Raw genomic sequence first — 22008 nt, 5'->3', positions numbered from 1 at the left:
TTTTGTTATCTATTACCTGATGCCTGTCACCTGATACCTGACACCTAAAACTGCACGTTTAATCCGAAACTAACTGTGCGGGTTACAGGATAAGTACCGCCATCAACGCCACCAGTGCCTACTTCGGGATCCATACCGCTGTATTTGGTGAAAGTATAGAGATTTTGGCAAGACAGATATATGCGCAACATATCGGTATGGAATTTTTGAGTAACCTCTTTAGGAAGTGTATATCCCAAAGTTACGTTTTTGATGCGCAAATAGGAACCATCTTCTACAAAGCGGGTAGAGTGACGCGCATTTTGGTTGGGGTCGCCATAGATAGCACGCGGAATGCTATTGCTAGTGCCCTCGCCAGTCCAACGGTCTTTTACTTTGGCAATTTGGTTTTGTGGCACCGACATTCCCTCCTGCCATATACGATTGGCATTGTAGATGTCGTTGCCTGCTACGCCTTGTAAAAATATTTGTAAATCGATGTTTTTGTAGTTGAAATTGTTGTTCATAGAGAACGTCCATTCAGGGAATGGATTGCCGATATAAGTACGGTCTTCGGCATTGATGACCCCGTCGTTGTTGAGGTCGCGAAACTTCACATCACCAGGGGCGGTACCGTTTTCCACTTGGGTAGCATAGTTGTCCACCTCGCTTTGGTTTTGGAAAAGTCCGTTCATTACATAGCCATAGAAAGCGTTCACAGGGTGACCCTCGGAGAGGATTTGCAATTTGGTGAGGAACGCCTCAAAACCAGTGAACAAAGGCACCCCATCGTTCATCTTCACGATTTTGTTGCGGTTGAACGATACGTTTACATCAGTATTCCATTGGAAGTCCTTTTTATTCACATTCACTGATGACACCGTAAGCTCTACCCCTTTGTTTTCTACTTTACCAGCGTTGATACTCGGCACGTTGATATCCGAATAACCAGAGCTTACTGATACCGCCATAGGCACCAACATATCGCTGGTGTTTTTGATATAGGCATCGAAAGTGAGGCTCAAGCGGTTTTTGAGTAGCGCAAGGTCAATACCCCCGTTGAATTGCTCTACGGTTTCCCATTTCACATTAGGGTTAGGCATTACGTGAGGATAGAGGGTAGAAACCAAATTGTTGTTGAACACATATTGCCCTGTGCGCAATTTGGTGAAATAAGCATAGTTATCAATACCGCCTTGGTTACCGGTCATACCGTAACCCACGCGCAATTTCACATCGTTTACATAGTCGTTTTTAGGGAAGAAAGACTCGTTTGATGCACGCCACGCCAAAGAGAAAGAAGGGAAAGTACCCCAGCGGTTTTCTTTGGAGAAACGCGAAGAACCATCGCGACGCACCGTAGCAGTGAGCAAGTACTTATCGGCATAAGTATAGTTGAGTCGCCCGATGAAGGAGAGGATAGCCCAATCGTTCATCGTACCGCCTACCGTAGGATTTTCCAAGCCTTTGCTGAGTTGGTTTTGCTGGTCGCTCAAGAAGTTGCTCACACTCGCATTGATTTTGCTATACACGTTGTTTTGCGCACTGGTGCCCACCATCACATTGAGGAAGTGTTTTTGGGCAAAAGTATTGGTATAAGTAAGCGTGTTATCCCAAAGGAGGGTAGTACTCTTATTAGCGTCTTGGTAGAGGTTAGAGAGCGGATTAGGTATTGGTTTCCAGTTGTATTTAGGGGAGAAACTGCGGTTGTCCCAATATTTAAAATCGAGCCCTCCAGTGGTTTTGAATACCAAATGTTTCACAGGAGTAATTTCGGCAAAAATATTCCCCAAAATGTTATAGCCTTTGGTAGTGTTTTGTCCGTTGATAAGGGCAGTACCTATCACGTTGCGGATATCGCTGTACTGGTGAGCAGGCGAATCAGGACCTGAGTAGCTACCGTCTTCATTGTAAATAGGTTGTGTAGGCAAAGAAGCCATCGCCATACGGATGTTGTAGTCGCCAGATTTCTTTTCGTCGTGGCTGAGGGTGAGGTTGTTGCCAAACTTAATCCACGGTTTTACGCGCGACTCGCCATTGAACTGCACTGTATAACGGCGGTAAGAAGTGTTGAGGATAATCCCATCTTGGTCGAACACACCTCCTGATACGTAGTAATTGCTCTTGTCGTTACCGCCTGAGTATGAAAGCGAATAGTTGCGCATAAAAGCAGGACGGAAAAGCGCTTTGAGCCAGTTGGTGCCTTCCCCCCAGTCCTCAGGATTGGCAAAATCAGGGCGTTGTGTAAGCGGACTCACCCCAGGGGTGCGGTTGTAGTTGGCAATCATTTCGTTGTGAAAAGAAGCAAACTCGCGCGCGTTGAGCATCACGGGTAAGTTGGTAGCTTGTTGAAGGGCTACATTGGTGCTGAACGATAGTTTGCCGTCGCCATTTTTTCCTTTTTTGGTAGTGATGAGCACCACCCCATTGGCACCACGAGAACCGTAAATCGCTGTTGCCGAAGCATCTTTCAGCACATCGATATTTTCTATATCATCTACGTTGAGCGCGTTGATACCGAGGTCGGTAGGTACCCCATCAATAACGAGTAGCGGTTCGCTGTTGTTAATTGTGCTGATACCGCGAATGCGAAACGACACGTTGTCACCAGGTTTTCCCGCCGAGGTTACTTGCACCCCAGCAGCACGCCCTTGGAGTGCTTCCCCAGCGTTAGCAATAGGTTTCTCCTTGAGGGCTTTGTTAGACACTGAAGAGACAGCCCCCGTAAGGTCTTTCTTGCGGACGGTACCATAACCTACCACCACCACTTCGTCTAGCTGCTCTTGTTCTTCTTTGAGCACGATAGTGAGTTGGTTTTGGTTGCCTACCGCTACATTTTGGGTGTGATACCCTATAAACGAAACTGATAGCGTGGCTTTAGCAGGTACTTCTATTGTGAAATTCCCATCGAAATCGGTAGTAGTACCCTTAGTAGTGCCTTTCACCACCACCGATGCCCCCAGCACGGGCTGGTGTTTTTCATCGATTACCTTTCCGCTAATCTTTTTGTTTTGGGCAGAAAGGGCGGTAGAAAGCAAGCTAAAAAGTAGTAGCAAGGCCAGCTTGCCAATACTGTTTAATAAAGTTCTTTGTTTTCCTTTCATCTTAGTTAAAAGTTAAGAGGTAAGAGTTTGTGCCTGACACCTGACACCTATCCCCTAATACCTGATTCTGCCGCAAAGATAAAACGTTAAAGATATACTAAAAACATTGGATAGTGAAAATATAGATAAGTAAAAATGTAGCTGTTTGATAAACAACAAAATAAAAAGAAAGTGGTAACGAAAAATATAGAAAGAATGTAAAAGTAATTGACAAAGAACATTTGACAAAGGATAATTTGTTATGTGTGTGTGGTACATTAAAATAACAATTCTATGAAAAAACTTATTTTTTCGGCGCTCCTTGCCACAATTTTATTCATTTTACTAGGCAAAAGAGGGTGGCAAATATTATAACGTTACCAATCCTCAAAACTAAGTAGACTTGCCGTTTGTCTTTTCAGATAATAAAACCAAGTTCACCTACAGCACACAAAGCCAAAATAGCTTAGTAACGCTATACTTTACTAAAATAAAATAACGATAATTAACCATTAAAATATTCTTTTCCTAATCCTGCTCAGCGCTTGGGGGGTAATGCCAATATAAGAAGCAATATATTTCAGCGGAATATTTTGGATAAGTTTAGGGTCTTTCTCCAATAGATTGCAGTAAATCTCTTCGGGTGATTGCAATAAAAACTGCGCCTCGCGTTGCATCTTCTCAATCAGCAGATGCTCCAAAATATCAGCTTTTATTTGTAGGTACTCTTGCTGCTCTATGAGGTGTTCAAGGTGTTCCCGCCCTATTTTATAGGCAGTAACCTCTTTCAGTGCTTGAATAGAGAAGAGGGAAGGTTCACGCTTTACAAACGAGGCATACGACATAAAAAACTGCTCAGCAAAGAGGATATCCACCGTCGTTTCCTTGTCGGTTGTGGGATTGTAGTAGAAAAAGCGCACGATGCCTTCGCTGAGGTAATAGAGCGAGTGCTCTACCTCGCCTGCACGGGTGATGAGGGCATCTTTATCGAAATGTACTTCAGTAAAATACTGACTGAGGAAATCGAGGTTTAGGGTCATTGTATGTCTTCTATTTTTTCTTCTTTTATAAACCACATTTGGCAGGTATTGCCCGTAGCAAAAGTAGTGGGTCGTGCAAAATGTAAGTTGTGTAGTTCTGTTTTAATGCCTTTTATCCAACCGCAGTCTACTTGGCATATAATTCTCTGCAAAAAAGTATGTTCAAGGGCTTTTAGTACTTCGTGAAACAAACACTTTTTAATTTGCAATACATAGCCATAATCATCGTCTATAAGGCGTTCAAAGCCAAAACTCTTGCCAAAATAAAACGCTTCTCGTGCTTTCGATATCTCCACTATCGCCTTAAAAGGGTACTCCGAAGCTGTTAAGAAAGCCTCTGTGTTTTGCTCCATAAAAGGAGCTATCGGCTCATTGATAGCAAGACACACACATTTGAAAGCCTCTTTTCCGTCCTTGCCTATCTTCACAAAAGCTTCATACAAAGCTACTACCAAAACCGCAAATTGCACATTCCCTTCGTCCAACTCATTCTTGATAAGATGAGATACTTTTTGTAATGAGTGCTTAAAATAATCTTCAAAAGCGTTTAAAAAGTCTTCAAACAATGTTTCATCTATCCATTGTTGGGCTTTTATATAAGCAAAAGCCTCTTTCTTTATCCACTGATAGCTATCCAGCGGACTAAAACTGTATTGTTCTTCTTGGTTCATTTTACATTTGTTTTATAAATGCAAAATTACGCATAGCAATACACAAAAAAGTTGCTATTTGACAACTTCCTCTCTTTACTTGTAAGATTTTAGCCTACTGATAGAGTATTTAGTCATTCCGAGCATTGTAGCAAGGTCTTTTTGTTTCACTTTTTGTATAAAGGCAGGAAAGCTAAATAAGGCTTCATATCGCTCTTTAGCCGATTGTCTTTGGAAGAGTTCAATAGTTTCCATCAGCCGTAATATTGTTTGTTGCTCATTTTGTATGAAGAACTGTTGCCACTCATAGCTATTTTGTAGAAGTGAATGCATTTGTTGTTTGTGTATTTTCAGCACTTCAGCCTCTTCAATTGCTATTATTGCATAACGAGAAGGTAAACAATTTATATAACTATTTTGCTCTGTAAAAAAGTAATCTTCAAAAGCTATCCAGCTCGTGTATTCCTCTCCTTCATCGTAAAAGAATATCCTAAGAGCCCCTTTGTTTACAAAGTAATAATGCTTACACACTTGTCCAAAGTCTAACAGCAAGGCTTCTTTAGCAACGCTCTCTTTTTGGAAAGCCTCTCTAAGCATCTGTTCTTGTATTTTTAGCTCAGGAACGGTTTTTTGTATGTATGCAATTAGTTTCTCCAATTCTTCTCCTATTCAGCAATAGTGTGTGAGGCAAAGGTACTACTATTTTTTTAAATACCAATCTTAGCTCTTACAAATGCTCCCTCCGAATAATCCACAACCTCCCTATAACAAAACAAAAAAGGACTACCATTAAGGTAGTCCCTTCTCTATTTTTTATTAATTGCTAACGCGCTACAACTGTGTGTGCGACTCGCACCTCACACTAAAACTTGTAGTTCACTCCTAAGCCCAATACTTCACGAATTTGGAAAGCTTTAGCAGCGTCGTCGTCGTAGATAGCTTGGAAAGTAAAGTTAGCTGATAAGTACTTGTTGATAGTCATCACAATGTTTGCAGTATAATCCAAGTCTACGTTTTGTGGTTTGTTGAGATAGTTGCTGTATAAGCTGAGGATATTCTCGAAAGATACATTGTCCATTACAGTAAACTTAGCATAACCGTTCAAGTAGAAACCGAGTTCATAACGAATGTTCTTTCCTTGTTCAACACCGTAGAAAGGACCTGTTTCTGTCCAACGGCTTTTAGCTGTTGTGATTTTAGAAGTTGCAGGAGCCAAGTTTACTTTTAGGTTATCGCTCTTCTTCCACAACATACCAGGACCAAATTGTAAGTATCCAGGTGAAAGCATTTGGTTTATGAGCGTACGACCAGTGCTCTCATATTTGTAACCATCGGTCATTTGTGTTTTGAAGTTCAAGAAGAATGAATAGTACCACTGTGGGTTGTTCAATTGGTAACCGAGTACTGAGTTCACCTCAAAACGGTCAGTGGTTTTTCTTGAATAGTCATCACCTTCAAGTTTAGTAATCCCGTAATCAACAAATACGTTGTTATCCCACGCCCATTTGTCTTTCTTGTAGTTAAAAGCATAGCTCACCGCAAGGCTTGCTGCTACGTTGTTAGTTCCCCCTCCTGTCCAATCGTGGTTGAAGGCGGCTTGCGAGAACATCAGTGAAGCGTTACCTCCCTTTGTCCATCGAGGAGCAGGAGCTTCCTCTGTTGGAGCTGCCGTAGGGTCTTGTGCTACACCGTCATTCGTTTGGTCTTCCTGAGCAAATACAGCTACTGAAGACAATAGTAAAGTTGAAAATAAAAGTCTTTTCATAAGTGATTTATTTATAATTTTTACAAAAATCCTAATTCAAGTTTCGCCACCTCACTCATCATATCCTGATTCCACGGCGGGTCAAAAGTGAGTTCTACAATCGTTTCGTGCACTTCGTCAATACTTTGTACCTTTTCCTTCACCTCCATTGGGAGAGACTCTGCCACGGGGCAGTTAGGCGAAGTGAGAGTCATTAATATTTTTACATCGAAGTCTTCGTTCACAAACACATCATAAACAAGCCCCAATTCGTAAATATCTACGGGTATTTCAGGGTCGTATATCGTTTTGAGCACCTCAACGATTTTCTCGCCCAATTGCTCTATCTTTCTTTCTTCAGTCATTTAATTTTTCTTTTTAAAGAGATAAGTCTAACGCCTCAGAAATCTAATAAAGATATATCTGTTTGATTTGAATAGACTTGTTTAATTTCTACACCGTCAGGTGTATTCCTTCTTATCTATTCCCTAACACCTTAGCAGCATATCCCCTCATTTGCCCTATCATACTCACCAACCCATTCGCACGAGTAGGTGATAGATGGTCTTTCAGTCCTATTTTATCAATAAAACTCATATCCGCTTTTAGGATATCCTCAGCCGTTTGGTGAGAGAACACTTTCACTAATAAAGCAACAATCCCTTTGGTGATAATCGCATCGCTATCGGCAGTAAAGATAAGCTTACCATCTTGCTCTTCGGCGTGTAACCACACCTGACTCTGACAGCCTTTAATGAGGTACTCCTCCGTCTTATACTTTTCGTCAATAAGAGGTAACGACTTGCCTAATTCTATCAGATATTCGTAACGTTGCGTCCAATCATCAAACAGTGAAAAGTCTTCAATAAGCTCATTCTGAATCTGTTGAATAGTCATTTATGTTACTTTTAGGGCGCAAAGATATAAAACAAATAATAACTGACAACTAATAGCAAATATTTTAACGCTCTTTTAACGCTCCATACAGCCTCTTGTCACGTCGCTACATTCCCCCTCATTGAGGAAGTCCGCAAGAGCGGAGTAAGTGAATAGGGAGAGGTTATCCCCTATTGCCTATGGCCTAAGCCCTCACACTTCCCCATTTACTAATTTTCTAATTTGCTAATTTCCTAATTATCCCTTCTCCTTTCCGTCATACTCCCCCCTAGTGCCTATGTCCTAAGGCCTATCACCTCTTCCTCTTTCTTTCGCCTCGAAACCCTGTTTTTACCATTTTTAGCCTTGTTGTATTATGTTATGAATCAACTATTTACACACCCCTTCTATACCAATCGTCCAAGATTCGTATAAGCTTCCTATAAGCTCTCTATAAGCTAACCCCACCCTCCTTACACTCTTTTTTCGTCAAAAACTCTCCCTCCACTCTTCCGAATCTCTCCGATATCTTTCTATCTCCTTAACTCTTCCCAATAAAGCCTTTAATCTCGTCTTACTTCTGTCCGACAAGTCTGAATCGTCCGAGAACTCCATTACTGCCCGTCGTGCTACGACTGCCTGTGTGGCTCGCACCTTTGTCAAAGTTAATTATCAGTATTTCTGGCATTATTGGTATTTACCCCATTTTCTAATTCTCTCATTTCCTAATTTGCTAATTTACTAATTTCCCCGCCCGTCGTGCTACAACCTCACACCGTCACTACACTCCCCCTTTGAAGGTAGCCAGCGACAGCTGAGTATGTGCCCCACGATAGCGGAGTATGTGACAAGAGAATGTTTCTTTTCAAACAAGTAACCCTATTTGTGGCTTGTCCCCCTTCGGGGGTTCGGGGGCTCATAAGTGAGTCGGAAATTTATAACCGAGTAAAGAATTATATTTACAATCAAATTGTTCAACTCTTGATAGCTACTTTAACAAAAAAGACTGCTTTTTACAGCAGTCTTTTCTTTTAAGTAATAATATTCTTTTAAAACTTATACCCTACGCCTATTTGGATTACGCGGTTTTTAAATTCTGCAGAAGGACGGAAGGAAGAAACTCTTCCTTGATTGTCTAATTCTGTTTTACTTTCGTTAGATAAGTTAGTAAGTCCTAAATTGAAAGTAGCGTCGAAGAATAAGCCAAAAGGCAAGTTGTATTCAGCACCCAAACCTAAACCAAAGTCAAACCTTTTCTTAGGAGGAAGTGATTGAGTCTCTTCTTTTTGGTTATCTCCTTCTCCTTTTACCTCTATTTTAGTTAAGTAACCTAAGTTCACCCCTACTTTAGGGCGGAAACCAGCAATATCATACTTCACCCAAAGAGGAATGTTAAGCTGTTGCGTATTCCATTTCCCCTTTTGAATATCTTCCTTTTGAATGTCAATCTTACCATTGTTATCTATGGTAGTAGCTTCAAGTGATTTCACTTTAGCTCCTTGAAAGGAATAGTCTATACCTCCTTCTACAAATAAATGGTCGTTAAAGCCGTATTCTATAAAACCTCCAAAATGAAAGCCAGTCTTAAAGCCTGTTTTATATTCAATGGCTGTTATCCCTTCAGAATTGGTAAAAGTAGTTTTAATATTAGAAACCGTAGGGAAAAGTAATCCTGCTTTAGCACCTACTTTAAACTCTTGGGCGTTAACCGCTGTAATAGTAGCAAACGCCACTGCAATAGTGGTAATAATTCTGTACATTTTTTTCTTTTATAAATTAATTTAGAGCAAAAGTACGAATTTACCCCCCCCATATGTTAAAATAATGTTAAAGTTTATGTTAAATATAATACTACCCCTGATTATCAGTCTATTTACCACAACCGTTACCAAAGCTTCTGCCTAAAATTAAACCCTCAAACTCGTCCCACAAGTTCCACTTGTTCAATACTCTTGTCCTACCTGTCTCACTAATCCTACAGCTCAAAGAACTATTTTCCCCACTTATCCATTTTCTAATTCTCTCATTTTCTCATTCTCTCATTTCCTAATTTCCTCGCTTGTCGTGCTACAACCTCACACCGTCACTACATTTCCCCTTTGAAGGTAGCCAACGAGGACTCACAGCTGGATATGTAACAAGAGAATATTTCTTTTCAAAGTGTAAAACGAAAATTCGCAAAGCAATTTTCATAAGCTATAATAAAAAAACACTTTGCCAAAAAGTATCGTAGCAGTACGTGCGGTTAGAGACTTTGACAAAGTGTAGTATGACGCTAACGATGAGTGTTACAATTCCATAATTACTCTGTTGAGAGCTCCGATGGTCTTATCTAAATCTTCGTAAGTAAGGGCGTCGTTGAGGAAATAACTTTCAAAAGCACTTGGAGGTAAGTAAATACCTTCGCGTAGCATTCCGTGAAAATACTTGCGGAAGCGTGCTGTATCGCTCTTAGCCGAGCTGGCGAAATCGGTTACGGGTTCTTCGGCAAAGAAGAGGGTAAACATCGAACCAAAGCTATTGATTTGGTAAGGGAACCCTGCGCGTTTCAGTACGTTGTCGAAGCCTTCGTGCAAGTAAGCTGTCTTTTTCGCTAAACTGTCGAATACCTCAGGTTGTTCATTCAGCGCTGTGAGCATTGCCAATCCAGCACTCATCGCCAAAGGATTTCCGCTAAGAGTCCCCGCTTGATAGACGGGACCTTCGGGAGCTAAATAGCTCATCACCTCTTTGCTACCGGCAAAAGCCCCTACTGGGAGTCCGTCACCAATCACTTTTCCGAAGGTAACGATATCGGCTTTGATACCAAAGACCTCTTGCGCTCCGCCTTTTGCCAAACGGAAGCCGGTCATCACTTCATCGAATATCAAAAGCGCCCCGTTTTCGGTACAGAGTTGTCTCAATCCTTCCAAGAAACCTTCGGCAGGAGGCACACAGCCCATATTTCCGGCTACGGGTTCGATAATTACGCAAGCGATTTGCTGTGGATTAGCTTCAAAGAGGGTTTTTACGGAGGCTAAATCGTTGTAGTTTGCTAAAAGCGTATCTTTAGCCGTGCCTTGAGTCACGCCAGGACTATTGGGACTACCAAAAGTTGCGCCACCACTACCAGCCTCGATGAGGAAAGCATCGGAATGTCCGTGGTAACAACCGGCAAACTTGATAATCTTCTCACGACCGGTATAGCCACGAGCCAAGCGAACGGCGCTCATACAAGCCTCAGTTCCGCTATTCACAAAGCGAATCTTATCGATATGAGGCACCATTGAGACCGCTAATTCGGCGATTTGGACTTCGACTTCAGTAGGAATACCGAAAGAAGTACCTTTCTTGGCGCGCTCGGTTACTGCCTCAATTACCGGAGGGTAGGCGTGTCCTAAGATGAGTGGTCCCCAAGAGGCGATATAATCAATGTACTTGCGGTTGTCTTCATCGGTGAGGTAAGCGCCTTGGGCTTCTTTGATGAAAATAGGGTGTCCCCCTACGGCATTGAAAGCGCGTACGGGAGAATTGACTCCGCCAGGGAGTACTTGTTGTGCGGCTGCGAATAGTTCGCTACTTCTTTTGTAAAGCATATCTATTTAGGTAAGAGGTAAGAGATAAGAGGCAATAGATAACACTTTTACTTCTTATCTCTTACTTAAGTTGAATGTCAAATTGAGTAAGGTCACGGAATTGTTGTAAACGGGTGAGACGCTCGTCTTGGGTAAGGGTAAGCAGGCGCTCAGCTCCAAATTTCTCGATGCAAAACGAGGCGATGTTCGAGCCGTGAACAATAGCATTTTTTAGATTGCTGAACGAATAGTCGCGGGTTTTGGTGAGATAGCCTACGAGTCCGCCAGCAAAAGCATCACCGGCACCTGTGGGGTCGAATACTTCGGCTAAGGGGAGTGCTGGCGCAAAGAACACTTTGTCGTCGTGGAATAATAGCGCCCCGTGTTCGCCTTTTTTAATCACCACAAACTTCACACCCATTGCCATAATGCGCTGGGCGGCTTTCACGAGCGAATACTCTTTGGTAAGTTGGCGTGCTTCTTCATCGTTGATTGTAATCATATCTACGCGGGTGACTACCTCCATTAGCAAGTCCCAAGTGTGGTTCATCCAGTAGTTCATTGTGTCCATCACCACTAATTTGGGGCGCGATAGCATCTGGTCTAGTACATCCATTTGCAGAGTAGGGTGGAGGTTGCCGAGTAAGAGCACTTCGGCATTGCGGAAGGCTTCGGGTACTACGGGCTTAAAATTGGTAAGCACGTTCAGTTGGGTGTCGAGGGTGTCGCGTTGGTTCATATCGTTACGATACTTGCCACTCCAAAAGAGCGTTTTTCCTCCGTGCACTATCTCAATGCCCGATATGTCGATATGGCGCTGGGCGAGGAGGTTTAAGTAGTCTTGTGGATAGTCGTCGCCTACGATAGAGACGACAGCTGAGGGGACTTCGAACTGAGCGGCAGCAAGGGCTATATAGTTAGCTGAGCCCCCCATAATAGCGTTGCTTTTTCCGAAAGGAGTTTCTATTTGGTCGAAAGCAATACTTCCGAGAATGAGTAGTTTATTCATTTAAAATAGGTAAAACCAGTAAACAGTGGATTTGTGAGTAATAGATTTCGGGGGCAAAGGTAGTGAAAAAAGTGGATAGAGAGAAAGGAAAGGCGAAAAAAGTTTTATGAGAATAAGAAAGCTGAACAGAAGGGAAGTATAGGATAAAAATCTATAAAAGGAGGTTGATAGAGGAATACTTTTAAAAGAAGCAAAGAGAGGTTAAGTTTGTTTGGGAGGAATAAGGCAGAAGAGGAAAAAAGGAATGCAAATGGGTAAGCCCATTACGCCTTCGGTCGCATTGAAGATGGCGAAGGCAAGGAGTACGTAAATCCCTAAGAAATACTTGTTTTTGAGTCCGTAGTATATTACTAAAACGTGGAAAAGTAATAGGAAGGAGAGTCCTAACAAACCTTGGTCAGAAAGAGCTGTGAGGAACTCGTTGTGAAGGCTATTGAGGTTGATGTTTAAACTGTGAATTAGCTGGGTTTCATAACCTGCACCTCCACCTATAAAGGGGTGTTCTTTAAAATGTACTAAGGCAGCTTCATTGATTTTAGCACGTCCTTCATCATTAAAAAACGTAGTTTTAGTAATAATTTCTTTAGTAATCAAACTTCCTATAACAAAAACTATTACTGTGAAAAAAGCAATCAGTTTAGGTTTTTTAACCCGTTTCATCAGTGATACCCAAACGAATAAAGACATCAGTATAAAGATACCTAAAATAGTTACACGAGCTTGTACAGCAAAAGAAAAGATTAATAGTGTTGCAAAATATAATAATAGTTGGTAAGTAGTTATTATTTTTTTTTCTCCTTCTTGCCAAAGCCAGTATCCTGCTACACCAACAACCATACAAATCCAAGCCATCTTACTTGGGTGACTTGTTTTTGTCCAAAGAATAATATTGTAATACTTTGCTAAATATTCTTGATCACCTATATAGCCTAAGTAACCTTTGTTAAAAGATAAAAAAGCAAAAAAAGACTGATTTAAACTTTTTAGCAAAAAAATATAGGAGATAAATTCTAAAATAAGTAGTCCTAAAAAAATAGAAAATATTGTATAAATAAATAATTTTAGGTCAGCTTTTTCTACTTTATAAAAACAGCTCACTATAGGTAAAAAAATAAATAAGCAATAATAGTCAATATGGTCAAACCCTTCTTTAATATTATTAGACCATAAAACACTTAAAAGTTTTATTGTACTAAAAATAAAAATAATAATCATTATAATATGAGGTTTGTAAAAAGTCCTCTTATAGATACCATAAAACAAGCAAAGTAAAAGTAAAACAATACTAAGACCTAGAGGGGTTTTATGATTATAAAAATATATAGCTACGATCAGAGAAGCAAAAATAGATATAAAAGCGTTAAAAAAACTAATACCTTTCAATAAAGAATCTCTTTTTTGATAGAGATCTACAAAAGAAAGTCCTAATACTATTGCACTCCCAACATAGAAAAACAATAGAATATCAGTAGAATTATAAGGATTAATTGCAATAGGAGCAAAAAATAAAATTACTGAAGTAAATAAACAAAATAATTGAGAGAATAATATGGTGTGTTTCATAACGATATTTATTTAGGAAGAATAATAGGGGTATAAGGCTCAAGGTTCAAAATGTAATGTATCCAATTATCAAAACAGTACTTCCCCTTAATTTCTTGGGGGATATCTTCATAGGGAAGAAGTAGGAAATCTTTGAGATTATCTGTATTGCCATTTTCTATAACATAAATATTATTAGAGTTATAGAAATCGTATTTTTTAATTTCTACATTATTGGTTATTAGTTTTTTGCCATAATTTAATGCTTCAAAAACACGAAAAGACAATCCTTTGTTCTTTCCTCCTAAAATATCTATTAAAAGAGTTGCTTTTTTGGTATTAGCTAAACTTTCATTATAACTTATAGGGTGTTTAATAAAATTGATTCCTTGTGATTGATAAGAATCTACTCCTTTTATTTTGTCAGTATTAAAAAAATATATATTTTGTTGATAGTTAAGCTTCCGAGTTATTTTAAGGATAGAAGAAACTAAGGCAACCCTATCCATTTTATTAGGATATAAACTTCCTAAAAAGTAAACACTTGGGGTGAGGGTCTCATTAGAAAGAGTATCGTCTTGAAAATAAAAATTAGTAGCAGGAAATATTCCTTTTTGTAAATCGACATCATAAGGGTCAAAAGTATAAAAAGTATCGAATAAAGGAATATAACGTTTACCTTCTGGGAAGATACGAAAATTATCCCACTGATAGGCTATAAACTTGTTGGCTTTATTCTTAATAGCTTTTAAAATACTTTTAGGATATAAATCTGATCGAAATACAAGAGCATAATCTGCTTTCTTTTCTATAAGATTGAAAGTCGCCCAAAAGTCTTTGTTTCTTTGAAAAGGAATGCTCTTCTTGTAATCATGTCTGTTAAAAAACGTTTTTAACAAAAAATTTATAATTCTTTTAAAAGGTGTATAAGCAAAGTTAGAATTGAAAGAGAGGTATATAACATCAAAACCTAATTTTGTTAGATGGTCATATATTTCCTTGTCAATCCCGAAAGCTTTAGGAGCACATAATATGATACGTTTTTTATTTTCCATTCTTTTCTTCTTCTCGTTTTAATGCTTTAAAGTTCTCATATACTGATAAGGCTGAAACCTTACTGAGCAAAAAGCCTTCTTTACCATCTAAGACACCTAACTTGAGTATATACGTCTTAAAAAAAGCAAAACACATTTTAGTATACATCTTTAAAGCACTGTAATGTTTTCCCTTAGCGTACATTTCTTCTCCGCGTAATTTGCCGTACAGCACCGCTTTTTGTCTGTACGAATCATAATTGCTTACCGAGTAATGTAACAGCTTGTTTTTAAGCACCCCTATACTACCTTCCACGGCAAGCGTCTCGTGTACCTTTCGCTCAGACACGTAATGGCATTTTGACTTGCGGAATAACCGGAAATTTTTATCTCCTTGTGTACCCGAATAGTATATAGGTTTTCCCGCAAAGAAAAATAACCTCCGAAAATAGTAAGCGTCTTTCTTGTCCGTGCAGCTCAAGGTCTGTATAATCTCAGCCTTAAGTTCAGTGGTAATGCGCTCATCACCATCCAAAAAAAGCACCCAATCATTGGTTGCCTCCGCTAACGCCAAATTGCGCTGCTTCGCAAAATCTTCAAACTTATGCTGTATCACCTTTACTTTCGGAAAAGACTCAGCAATGCGCACAGTAGCATCCTTACTATACGAATCCACTACTATGATTTCGTCGCAGAAGTCAAAACACGACAGCGCTTCAGCTATGTTTTTTTCCTCATTATAAGTGATAATCAGTCCGCTTACTTTTTCGGATATAGGTGACATTTTATTATTTTTTTTGCAAAGATAGTATTTTTTCTGTATTTTTGCATTTCAAATAAAAATATTATGCCCAACATCGGTTTTGTTCATGGTCGATTTCCTTATGGAGGGGGAGAGAAAATCACCTCTAATATAGCACCATATCTCACAGCCTTAGGATATAAAGTGTTTGTGTTTTCTTCTCGCATCGCTCACCAAGAGCTTACCGATGAAGATAAACAATATATCACTTTTGTCGATATAGGCAAAACCCGTCTGTTTTCTAGCCCTAATGTGTCTTTAGCCGATAAAGTAAACGAATTAGGTATCGATGTTTTAGCTTTCATAGGTAAGAGTTTTAGTGCTTCTGGCGAAGGTATCTTTAAGAGAACTCAATGCAAATGTATCTTTGCTCATTATGGAGCTACCTTTTGGCAGTCCGAAAACGAATTGGAAAATCTCAAGCAAAAAGCGAAGAAAAGTCTATTACACTTTCTCTATTTCTGGGGATTCAAGATACCTTCTTACCACTTGTACAGAAAAATTAGAATCGAAAAATACCGCGTTATCTACAACCATTACCACGCCTTTATCGTGCTCTGCGAAGCTTATAAAGATGAACTCACCCAAGTTCTACAACTCACCGATAATCACAAACTAAAAGCGATTTCTACCCCTATTCCTTCAGTGTCTACTCCCTACTCTTTGCAAAAAGAGAACGTTTTGCTATACGTAGGTCGTATGTCCTATAAAGATAAACGTGTAGACCGATTAGTCTCTATATGGGAAATGATATATGAGCAATTTCCTGATTGGCAATTCTTTCTTGTTGGCGACGGTAAAGAGCTCCCTAAACTACGCGCTATGGTAGAAGAACGTTCTCTACCTCGCATTACTTTCGTCGGTAAAACCGATGACATCTATCCTTATTACAATAAGGCTGCTATCTTTTGCCTCTCTTCTCAAATGGAAGGACAAGGAACAGTCCTAATGGAAGCCCAACAAGCTGGTGTCGTTCCTATCGCTTTCGACTGCTCTGCTGGGGTAAGAGGTATCCTCGCTCCTAATGGCGTGAATGGTGTACTTGTAAAACCTTTCGATATGAACGATTATGCTCACCAACTTTCCGAATTGATGCATAACGCTTCTTTGAGAAACAAAATCCAACAAAATATTCTCCCTAAAGCAAATGACTATAGTATAGAAACAATCGTAAAACAATGGGACGAATTGTTTAAAACCATATTGTAATTACCTATGAAATCTTTCCGCACTGCCGAATACAAAATCCTTGCTTACCGACTAGCTTTAGTCTACCTATTTTACTTTTTAGCTCGCATCGCCTTTTATAGTTTCAATCAGGCGCACCTCAGTGTAGACGGTATAGCCGACTTCTTGCACCTCGCTTTCTACGGCTTGCTATTTGATACTACCGCCATTATCTACGTGAACCTTCTGTTCATCTTCCTAAGTGTGCTCCCTCTGCTCATCAATACCAAGCCTATTTTCCAAAAAGTGCTCTTCTGGGTGTACTTCATTTGCAATATACCTGCTTATCTGCTCAATTTTATCGATATTGCTTATTTTTCATATAATAAAACACGCCTTACGACTAACGATTGGGCTTTGGTAGAAAACGAACACAACCCACTGACGCTACTCGCAGGCTTCTTGGTGCAGTATTGGGCTATTTTTGTGGTTTTTTTAGTATCAGTAGTGCTATGGGTATTCCTCTACAAGAAACTCCGTGTGAAAGAAGAGAATGTAATGCATCGAAAACCTTACTTTATCACATCGGTAGTGGTGTTGGTGCTATTGGCACCTACGCTTATTTTTGGTATACGTGGTTTCTCGTTCAAAAAAGGGGTGATTCCACTTACTGTGATGGACGCTAGCAAATATGCCCGCGATATCTCTCAAGTGAATGTACTGCTCAATACACCATTTACCATTCTGCGCACTATGGGCAAAAACAAAGGTTTTAAAGAGTTTAAATTCACTACCGAAGACTATATTACCCAAAATATCAAACCTATTAAACAATATCATCGCAGCATTACTAAACAGCCTAACATAGTAGTCATCATTCTCGAAGGAATGGGTGCTGAATACTTCGGAGTGATGAACCAAAATACTCATATTCCAAACTACCGCACTCACACGCCTTTTTTAGACTCTTTGGCACAACAAGGGTTCTATTTTACTAATATTTATGCCAATAGTGTTCATTCTATTGAAGGCATTTCGGCTGTAACGGCAGGTATGCCTACCTTCCAAACCGCTTGGGTAAGGTCGGGATATGCTCAGCGCAAAGTGTCATCTTTGCCCGAAATCGCACGCTCTTTGGGCTACCAAACGCTCTTTGCGCACGGTGCTACCAATGGCTCTATGAATTTCGATGGCTATACCCACCAAATAGGATATGAAACTTACTTAGGGCGCACTGAATTCAACGATGAGCGCTACTATAATGGCAGTTGGGGTATAGACGATGAACCCTTCTTGCAGTATTTCGCAAAAAACATCAACCAAATGAAGCGTCCGTTTTTGGCAACGGTTTTTACTCTTTCCTCTCACGGTCCTTATAAAGTGCCCGAACCCCTCAACAAGCGTTTTAATACCGGCGATATACCTATGCATAACGTAGTGGAATACGCCGATTATTCCATCGGAAAATTCTTCGATACCGTTAAAAAAGAAGATTGGTATACGAACACTATCTTTGCCATTATTCCTGACCATACTACTGAAGATTATTACGATTATTACAAACAGAAGATAGCACACCACCGTTTGCCTATTATTTTGTTTAGCCCTAATAAAGCACTTATCCCACAGGGGAGCTCAGATGTATTGGGGCAACAAATAGATATTTTTCCTACTCTCGTAGATTTGATGGGGTACCAAAAGCCTTTCCGCTCTTGGGGGCGTAGCTTGCTAGCAAACAAAGCCGATGAAACTCCTCGTGCTTTTGTTACCAATACGCAGTTCTACCAGCTCATTCAAGGTAATTTTATCTATGTATTAGACCTCCAAGGTGAAGTAGTTGGTGTATATGCTAAGGACGATTTAAACCTCACCCACAACCTCAAAGACCAAATCGCCCATAATGAAGAAATGAAAAAAGGCATCGCTGATATGCGTGCCTTTATGCAAGATTTTATGGATAGAATCATTAATGATAAACTGCAATGATTACCTAATTTCCACTATCTTCCTCTGCTCCTGCCTGAACAAGCGTATCCACCTCCTCATCCATTAGCATCTTCATATACTCATCAAGCTCTTGCGATTTCATAAACGGACTCGCCTTCGCTCTGAGCACCTCTACTTGTCTTTCGTAAAAATCCTTATCCAAAGGCGCTATGAGCAATAATAATTCTCCATAGCGGTCTATGGTATACTGTATTCTGGCAGTATTAGCATATCGCTCATCTGGCGATAAGTGTGCGTAATAATTCAGTTCTTCTTGATATTTCCCAAATATCTGCAAGGCTAATTTACGAGCGGTTTCTTTCTCACCCACCTTAAAATAACCTTGTACAAAAGGATCGAGAGTGAAGTAATAGCCATAAGCCTCCAAAGGCATATGCTTCATTCCGATATCCAAGATATCTTTGGCTTTATTTAATTTGCCTTCTTCTATCAGTTTTTCGGTAAGACGAGCCAAATTACCGCGGAAGATAATACTGTTCTTACGCGTTTCGGGGTCTAAGTAAATACCTGCTTTACCCATATTGCCCCAATCCCATTTCTTTATGATGTCGTACATCAAATTACTGTCTATACGACCCATATCAAAGGGGTGCTTCTTATCGATTTCTGTTTTAATAGGCACAAGTTTGTACACCAGTCCATCTAATTGTAAGTACTCCTTCATCCAGATATACTCAGCAGAGTCCATACTACCTCCGGAGAAGTATATCGGGCGTTTCCAATCGTTATAAGCCAAAATATCCAGCATCACAATACGTGCTTTATCGATAGCACTAGGGAGCGTGATATCTATATAGTCTACTATTTTATCAGCATCTTCGGGTCTTACAATGCCGCTCTTTAGTACGTTTTCTTTATTTACAGGAATCCGTATTTTGTTTGTAGGGTAGTAGTTAAAGGTTCTACTTTCACTACTACTGCTACTGAGCTGTGTATTGGGGTCATCGCTGGTTACCCATTTCACAAAGTCTTTAATGTTCCAGCGGTTCTCGGTGCGTTTTTGGAAATACACCCCTTCACGTACCCCGTGAGCATATTGTTTGTGCACCATTTCACCTGGGATAGGACTACTTTGGTACGCTTGGCGCTTCATTTGGTCAATATACCAATCCGTTTGCAACAAGCTGGTATTAATTATCCGCACATCGGTGCGATAGCCTTCTATTTCTTGGGCATACCACAGTAAGAACGTATCGTTATCGCCAATGGTGAATATCATAGCGTCTTTATCTTTAACTACCGAGCTCAAATAAGCGTCCGCAATAAACTCTGCCGAATACTTTTGCGAGCGGTTGTGGTCGTCCCAATTCTCACTTGCCATCAGCACAGGTACAGCAAGCAAACTCGCTACCACTGCCAAAGGCGCCCCTATTCGTGGCGAAAGCACCCTCCTAAGTGCGTGGAATAATGCATATACACCCACTCCTATCCATATAGCAAAAGCGTAGAACGAACCTACTAACGCATAATCTCGCTCTCGCGGTTCAAACGGTCGTTCGTTGAGGTATATTTTCATTGCCAAACCCGTAAAAAGGAAAAGCATCATCACTACCCACGTTTGGCGTTCGCTCTTCGTCGCCATAAAAAATAACCCTAAGAGTCCTAAGAGCAAAGGAAGGAAATAGTAAGTATTACGAGCTTTATTGTTCAGCACATCGGCAGGAAGGTTGTCTTGCGACCCAAGGCGCAAACTATCAATAGGCTTAATGCCCGATAGCCAGTTGCCGTGGTCATTCTCCATCTTGCCTTGCACATCGTCTTGCCTGCCTATAAAGTTCCAAGCAAAATAGCGGAAGTACATATACCCAAACTGATACTCGAACAAGTAGTGCATATTCTTCCAAAAACTTGGCTTCTCTACTTCTATATAGTCCCGATATTCGGTAAGGAATTGGTCGTAACGCTCAGGCGGAAGCGGTTGTATTTGCATTTGCCTTTGCACTTCTTGTAAAAACTGATAGAGCTTCGGCTCGTTATACGCTTCTTCTTTTATTCTAAACGTAAGTAGTCCTGTGAGCTTCATATAATTCGCCGCGTGTTGCGCACTCCACATTCTCGGCAAAACACCCTCTTGTTTGCTATTCGACGCCATCTGAGCGTTTTTGTACTGATTCACGATGATGTATTTGCCTAAGGCATAATCGCGCTCGTATTTTGGCTTCGCATCTTCATACGGGTTCTCTTCGTCTAATCCAGCGTATTTATCCGAATACATAGGACCGTAGAACAAATGCGTTTCGGGGTATTGTTCAAGGTTGTAATAAGCTAATAGCAAACGCGCATCAGTCGGACTGTTCTCATTGATAACCGTATCAGCATTCGCGCGAATAGGTATCATTAGCCAAGACGAAAACCCTATAAACACAAACAACAAGCATAAAACGCCCGTTTGCAAGCGCACTTTGTTTTGCTTATAAGCGTAGTTCAGCGTAAAATAGAAGAACGCAATAACCGAGAGTCCCGCGATAATAGTCCCTGAGTTGAACGGCATACCGAAGCTATTCACAAAAAACACTTCCAAATAACCAAAGTACGCCAAGGTGTAAGGTAATATCAGTTTAAATATCAACAGCAAAATAGCGATAGAAACTACATTAGCAATGATGAAGTTTACTACCGTTTTCTTGTAGTTACTCTTGAAGAAATAAAGCATACCAATGGCAGGAATGGTCAGTAACGCCATAAAGTGCACCCCAAACGAAAGCCCCACTACTAACGAAATCAGTAATAACCAGCGGTCGCCACGTGGTTCGTGCAAACTGTCCGTCCACTTAATGCCCAGCCAAAACATAGCCGACATAAATAGCATTGCCATTGCATACACTTCTGCTTCCACCGCGTTAAACCAAAAACTATCCGAGAAAGTATAGGCAAGAGCCCCTACAACCCCACTCCCCAAAACAGCGATAAACTGCCCTTGGGTAAGCGTAGCAGGCGTTTTTTCTTCAACAGAATCGGTTCTTTTTAAAGCGATTTTCTTGGTCAAATTTACAATGATGAAGTACAAGAAAAGAACCGTAAAAGCACTCGATAAAACCGACATATAATTCACAAACAGCGCAATCTTATCCGAGTTGGGAGCAAAAGCAGCTATAAAAGCGCCCATCATTTGGAATAAAGGCGCTCCAGGAGGGTGACCCACTTCCAATTTCGCTGAGGTAGCAATATACTCGCCACAATCCCAAAAGCTAACCGTAGGTTCTACCGTAAGCCCATAAGTGATAAGAGCTACGGCAAAAACAGCCCACCCCACAATGAGGTTATATTTCTTAAATTGATTATCTGTCATCAGTACTTTATATTTCAAAGTGCAAAGGTAAGAAACAATTACCAAATGAGCAAATTTGTCAATCAGATATACCCCCCTCACTCCCTCACTACATTCTCTTTTGGAGCCAGTTCGCAACAGCTGGGTCTATGCCCCGCAAAAGTAGAGTATGTGATAGGAGGGATATTTGTTATCACTATACTTTGCCAAAGGTGCGAGCCGCACAGGCAGTGTGAGCCACACAGGCTGTTGA

Annotated in this window: 16 protein-coding genes; 2 read left to right on the top strand and 14 right to left on the bottom strand. The window is 40.4% G+C overall.

The window, feature by feature from the left end:
* Nucleotides 1-44 precede the first annotated feature (44 nt).
* The 13 genes from C3V44_RS08010 to C3V44_RS07945 all read right to left on the bottom strand — a co-directional run bounded on the left by C3V44_RS08010 (nt 45) and on the right by C3V44_RS07945 (nt 15295).
* A complete protein-coding gene (locus tag C3V44_RS08010; RefSeq protein WP_106096115.1) occupies nt 45-3083 on the bottom strand; it encodes a TonB-dependent receptor in 3039 nt (1012 codons plus the stop codon).
* A gap of 491 nt (nt 3084-3574) precedes the next feature.
* Entirely contained in the window at nt 3575-4102 is a 528-nt protein-coding gene (locus tag C3V44_RS08005) for a Crp/Fnr family transcriptional regulator (protein WP_016478352.1), read from the bottom strand.
* Nucleotides 4099-4773, bottom strand: a complete 675-nt coding sequence (locus C3V44_RS08000; RefSeq protein ID WP_106096114.1) for an L-2-amino-thiazoline-4-carboxylic acid hydrolase — start codon at nt 4771-4773, stop codon at nt 4099-4101. The genes C3V44_RS08005 and C3V44_RS08000 overlap by 4 nt, the downstream gene beginning before the upstream one ends.
* A gap of 75 nt (nt 4774-4848) precedes the next feature.
* Nucleotides 4849-5409 (bottom strand): Crp/Fnr family transcriptional regulator, encoded by a 561-nt coding sequence (locus C3V44_RS07995; RefSeq protein ID WP_106096113.1) that lies wholly within the window; start codon nt 5407-5409, stop codon nt 4849-4851.
* 205 nt (nt 5410-5614) lie between these two features.
* Nucleotides 5615-6517 carry a DUF3078 domain-containing protein gene (locus C3V44_RS07990; protein ID WP_106096112.1) on the bottom strand — a complete coding sequence of 301 codons (903 nt, stop codon included), beginning with the start codon at nt 6515-6517 and terminating at the stop codon, nt 5615-5617.
* Nucleotides 6518-6537: 20 nt separating this feature from the next.
* Complete coding sequence (locus tag C3V44_RS07985; RefSeq protein ID WP_002674499.1) at nt 6538-6861, bottom strand: iron-sulfur cluster assembly protein; 324 nt, start codon at nt 6859-6861, stop codon at nt 6538-6540.
* A gap of 112 nt (nt 6862-6973) precedes the next feature.
* Entirely contained in the window at nt 6974-7393 is a 420-nt protein-coding gene (locus C3V44_RS07980) for a SufE family protein (protein WP_009418158.1), read from the bottom strand.
* A 1028-nt stretch (nt 7394-8421) separates the two neighbouring features.
* Nucleotides 8422-9132 (bottom strand): porin family protein, encoded by a 711-nt coding sequence (locus tag C3V44_RS07970; protein ID WP_106096111.1) that lies wholly within the window; start codon nt 9130-9132, stop codon nt 8422-8424.
* A gap of 528 nt (nt 9133-9660) precedes the next feature.
* The gene (gene hemL / locus C3V44_RS07965; protein ID WP_106096110.1) at nt 9661-10947 is read right to left on the bottom strand and encodes a glutamate-1-semialdehyde 2,1-aminomutase; all 1287 of its coding nucleotides are present in this window, start codon (nt 10945-10947) and stop codon (nt 9661-9663) included.
* 61 nt (nt 10948-11008) lie between these two features.
* Nucleotides 11009-11935 (bottom strand): PfkB family carbohydrate kinase, encoded by a 927-nt coding sequence (locus C3V44_RS07960; RefSeq protein WP_106096109.1) that lies wholly within the window; start codon nt 11933-11935, stop codon nt 11009-11011.
* Between the two features lie 201 nt (nt 11936-12136).
* On the bottom strand, nt 12137-13498 hold the full coding sequence (locus tag C3V44_RS07955) for an O-antigen ligase (protein ID WP_106096108.1): 1362 nt from the start codon (nt 13496-13498) through the stop codon (nt 12137-12139).
* A gap of 8 nt (nt 13499-13506) precedes the next feature.
* The gene (locus tag C3V44_RS07950; RefSeq protein WP_254425421.1) at nt 13507-14532 is read right to left on the bottom strand and encodes a hypothetical protein; all 1026 of its coding nucleotides are present in this window, start codon (nt 14530-14532) and stop codon (nt 13507-13509) included.
* Nucleotides 14522-15295 carry a glycosyltransferase family 2 protein gene (locus C3V44_RS07945; RefSeq protein WP_106096107.1) on the bottom strand — a complete coding sequence of 258 codons (774 nt, stop codon included), beginning with the start codon at nt 15293-15295 and terminating at the stop codon, nt 14522-14524. The genes C3V44_RS07950 and C3V44_RS07945 overlap by 11 nt, the downstream gene beginning before the upstream one ends.
* A 63-nt stretch (nt 15296-15358) precedes the next feature.
* Here C3V44_RS07945 and C3V44_RS07940 point away from each other — a divergent pair, with 63 nt between their 5' ends.
* Complete coding sequence (locus C3V44_RS07940) at nt 15359-16522, top strand: glycosyltransferase (RefSeq protein WP_106096106.1); 1164 nt, start codon at nt 15359-15361, stop codon at nt 16520-16522.
* A 6-nt stretch (nt 16523-16528) separates the two neighbouring features.
* The gene (locus C3V44_RS07935) at nt 16529-18466 is read left to right on the top strand and encodes an LTA synthase family protein (protein WP_106096105.1); all 1938 of its coding nucleotides are present in this window, start codon (nt 16529-16531) and stop codon (nt 18464-18466) included.
* Between the two features lie 4 nt (nt 18467-18470).
* On the opposite strand, the gene C3V44_RS07930 is transcribed toward C3V44_RS07935, so the two are convergent.
* Nucleotides 18471-21776 carry a DUF2723 domain-containing protein gene (locus tag C3V44_RS07930; protein WP_106096104.1) on the bottom strand — a complete coding sequence of 1102 codons (3306 nt, stop codon included), beginning with the start codon at nt 21774-21776 and terminating at the stop codon, nt 18471-18473.
* Between the last annotated feature and the right edge of the window lie 232 nt (nt 21777-22008).

Source organism: Capnocytophaga sp. oral taxon 864 (genome assembly GCF_002998835.1).
Lineage (GTDB): Bacteria > Bacteroidota > Bacteroidia > Flavobacteriales > Flavobacteriaceae > Capnocytophaga > Capnocytophaga ochracea.
This window is presented reverse-complemented; position numbering and strand designations above follow the sequence as displayed.

What these genes read in the sequence shown, in the direction of transcription:
- C3V44_RS07970 (WP_106096111.1), bottom strand. Translation starts at nt 9,132, where the DNA reads ATGTACAGAATTATTACCACTATTGCAGTGGCGTTTGCTACTATTACA.
- C3V44_RS08000 (WP_106096114.1), bottom strand. Translation starts at nt 4,773, where the DNA reads ATGAACCAAGAAGAACAATACAGTTTTAGTCCGCTGGATAGCTATCAG.
- C3V44_RS07980 (WP_009418158.1), bottom strand. Translation starts at nt 7,393, where the DNA reads ATGACTATTCAACAGATTCAGAATGAGCTTATTGAAGACTTTTCACTG.
- C3V44_RS07985 (WP_002674499.1), bottom strand. Translation starts at nt 6,861, where the DNA reads ATGACTGAAGAAAGAAAGATAGAGCAATTGGGCGAGAAAATCGTTGAG.
- C3V44_RS07935 (WP_106096105.1), top strand. Translation starts at nt 16,529, where the DNA reads ATGAAATCTTTCCGCACTGCCGAATACAAAATCCTTGCTTACCGACTA.
- C3V44_RS07960 (WP_106096109.1), bottom strand. Translation starts at nt 11,935, where the DNA reads ATGAATAAACTACTCATTCTCGGAAGTATTGCTTTCGACCAAATAGAA.
- C3V44_RS07990 (WP_106096112.1), bottom strand. Translation starts at nt 6,517, where the DNA reads ATGAAAAGACTTTTATTTTCAACTTTACTATTGTCTTCAGTAGCTGTA.
- C3V44_RS07930 (WP_106096104.1), bottom strand. Translation starts at nt 21,776, where the DNA reads ATGACAGATAATCAATTTAAGAAATATAACCTCATTGTGGGGTGGGCT.
- C3V44_RS07940 (WP_106096106.1), top strand. Translation starts at nt 15,359, where the DNA reads ATGCCCAACATCGGTTTTGTTCATGGTCGATTTCCTTATGGAGGGGGA.
- C3V44_RS08010 (WP_106096115.1), bottom strand. Translation starts at nt 3,083, where the DNA reads ATGAAAGGAAAACAAAGAACTTTATTAAACAGTATTGGCAAGCTGGCC.
- C3V44_RS07950 (WP_254425421.1), bottom strand. Translation starts at nt 14,532, where the DNA reads ATGGAAAATAAAAAACGTATCATATTATGTGCTCCTAAAGCTTTCGGG.
- C3V44_RS07945 (WP_106096107.1), bottom strand. Translation starts at nt 15,295, where the DNA reads ATGTCACCTATATCCGAAAAAGTAAGCGGACTGATTATCACTTATAAT.
- C3V44_RS08005 (WP_016478352.1), bottom strand. Translation starts at nt 4,102, where the DNA reads ATGACCCTAAACCTCGATTTCCTCAGTCAGTATTTTACTGAAGTACAT.
- C3V44_RS07955 (WP_106096108.1), bottom strand. Translation starts at nt 13,498, where the DNA reads ATGAAACACACCATATTATTCTCTCAATTATTTTGTTTATTTACTTCA.
- hemL (WP_106096110.1), bottom strand. Translation starts at nt 10,947, where the DNA reads ATGCTTTACAAAAGAAGTAGCGAACTATTCGCAGCCGCACAACAAGTA.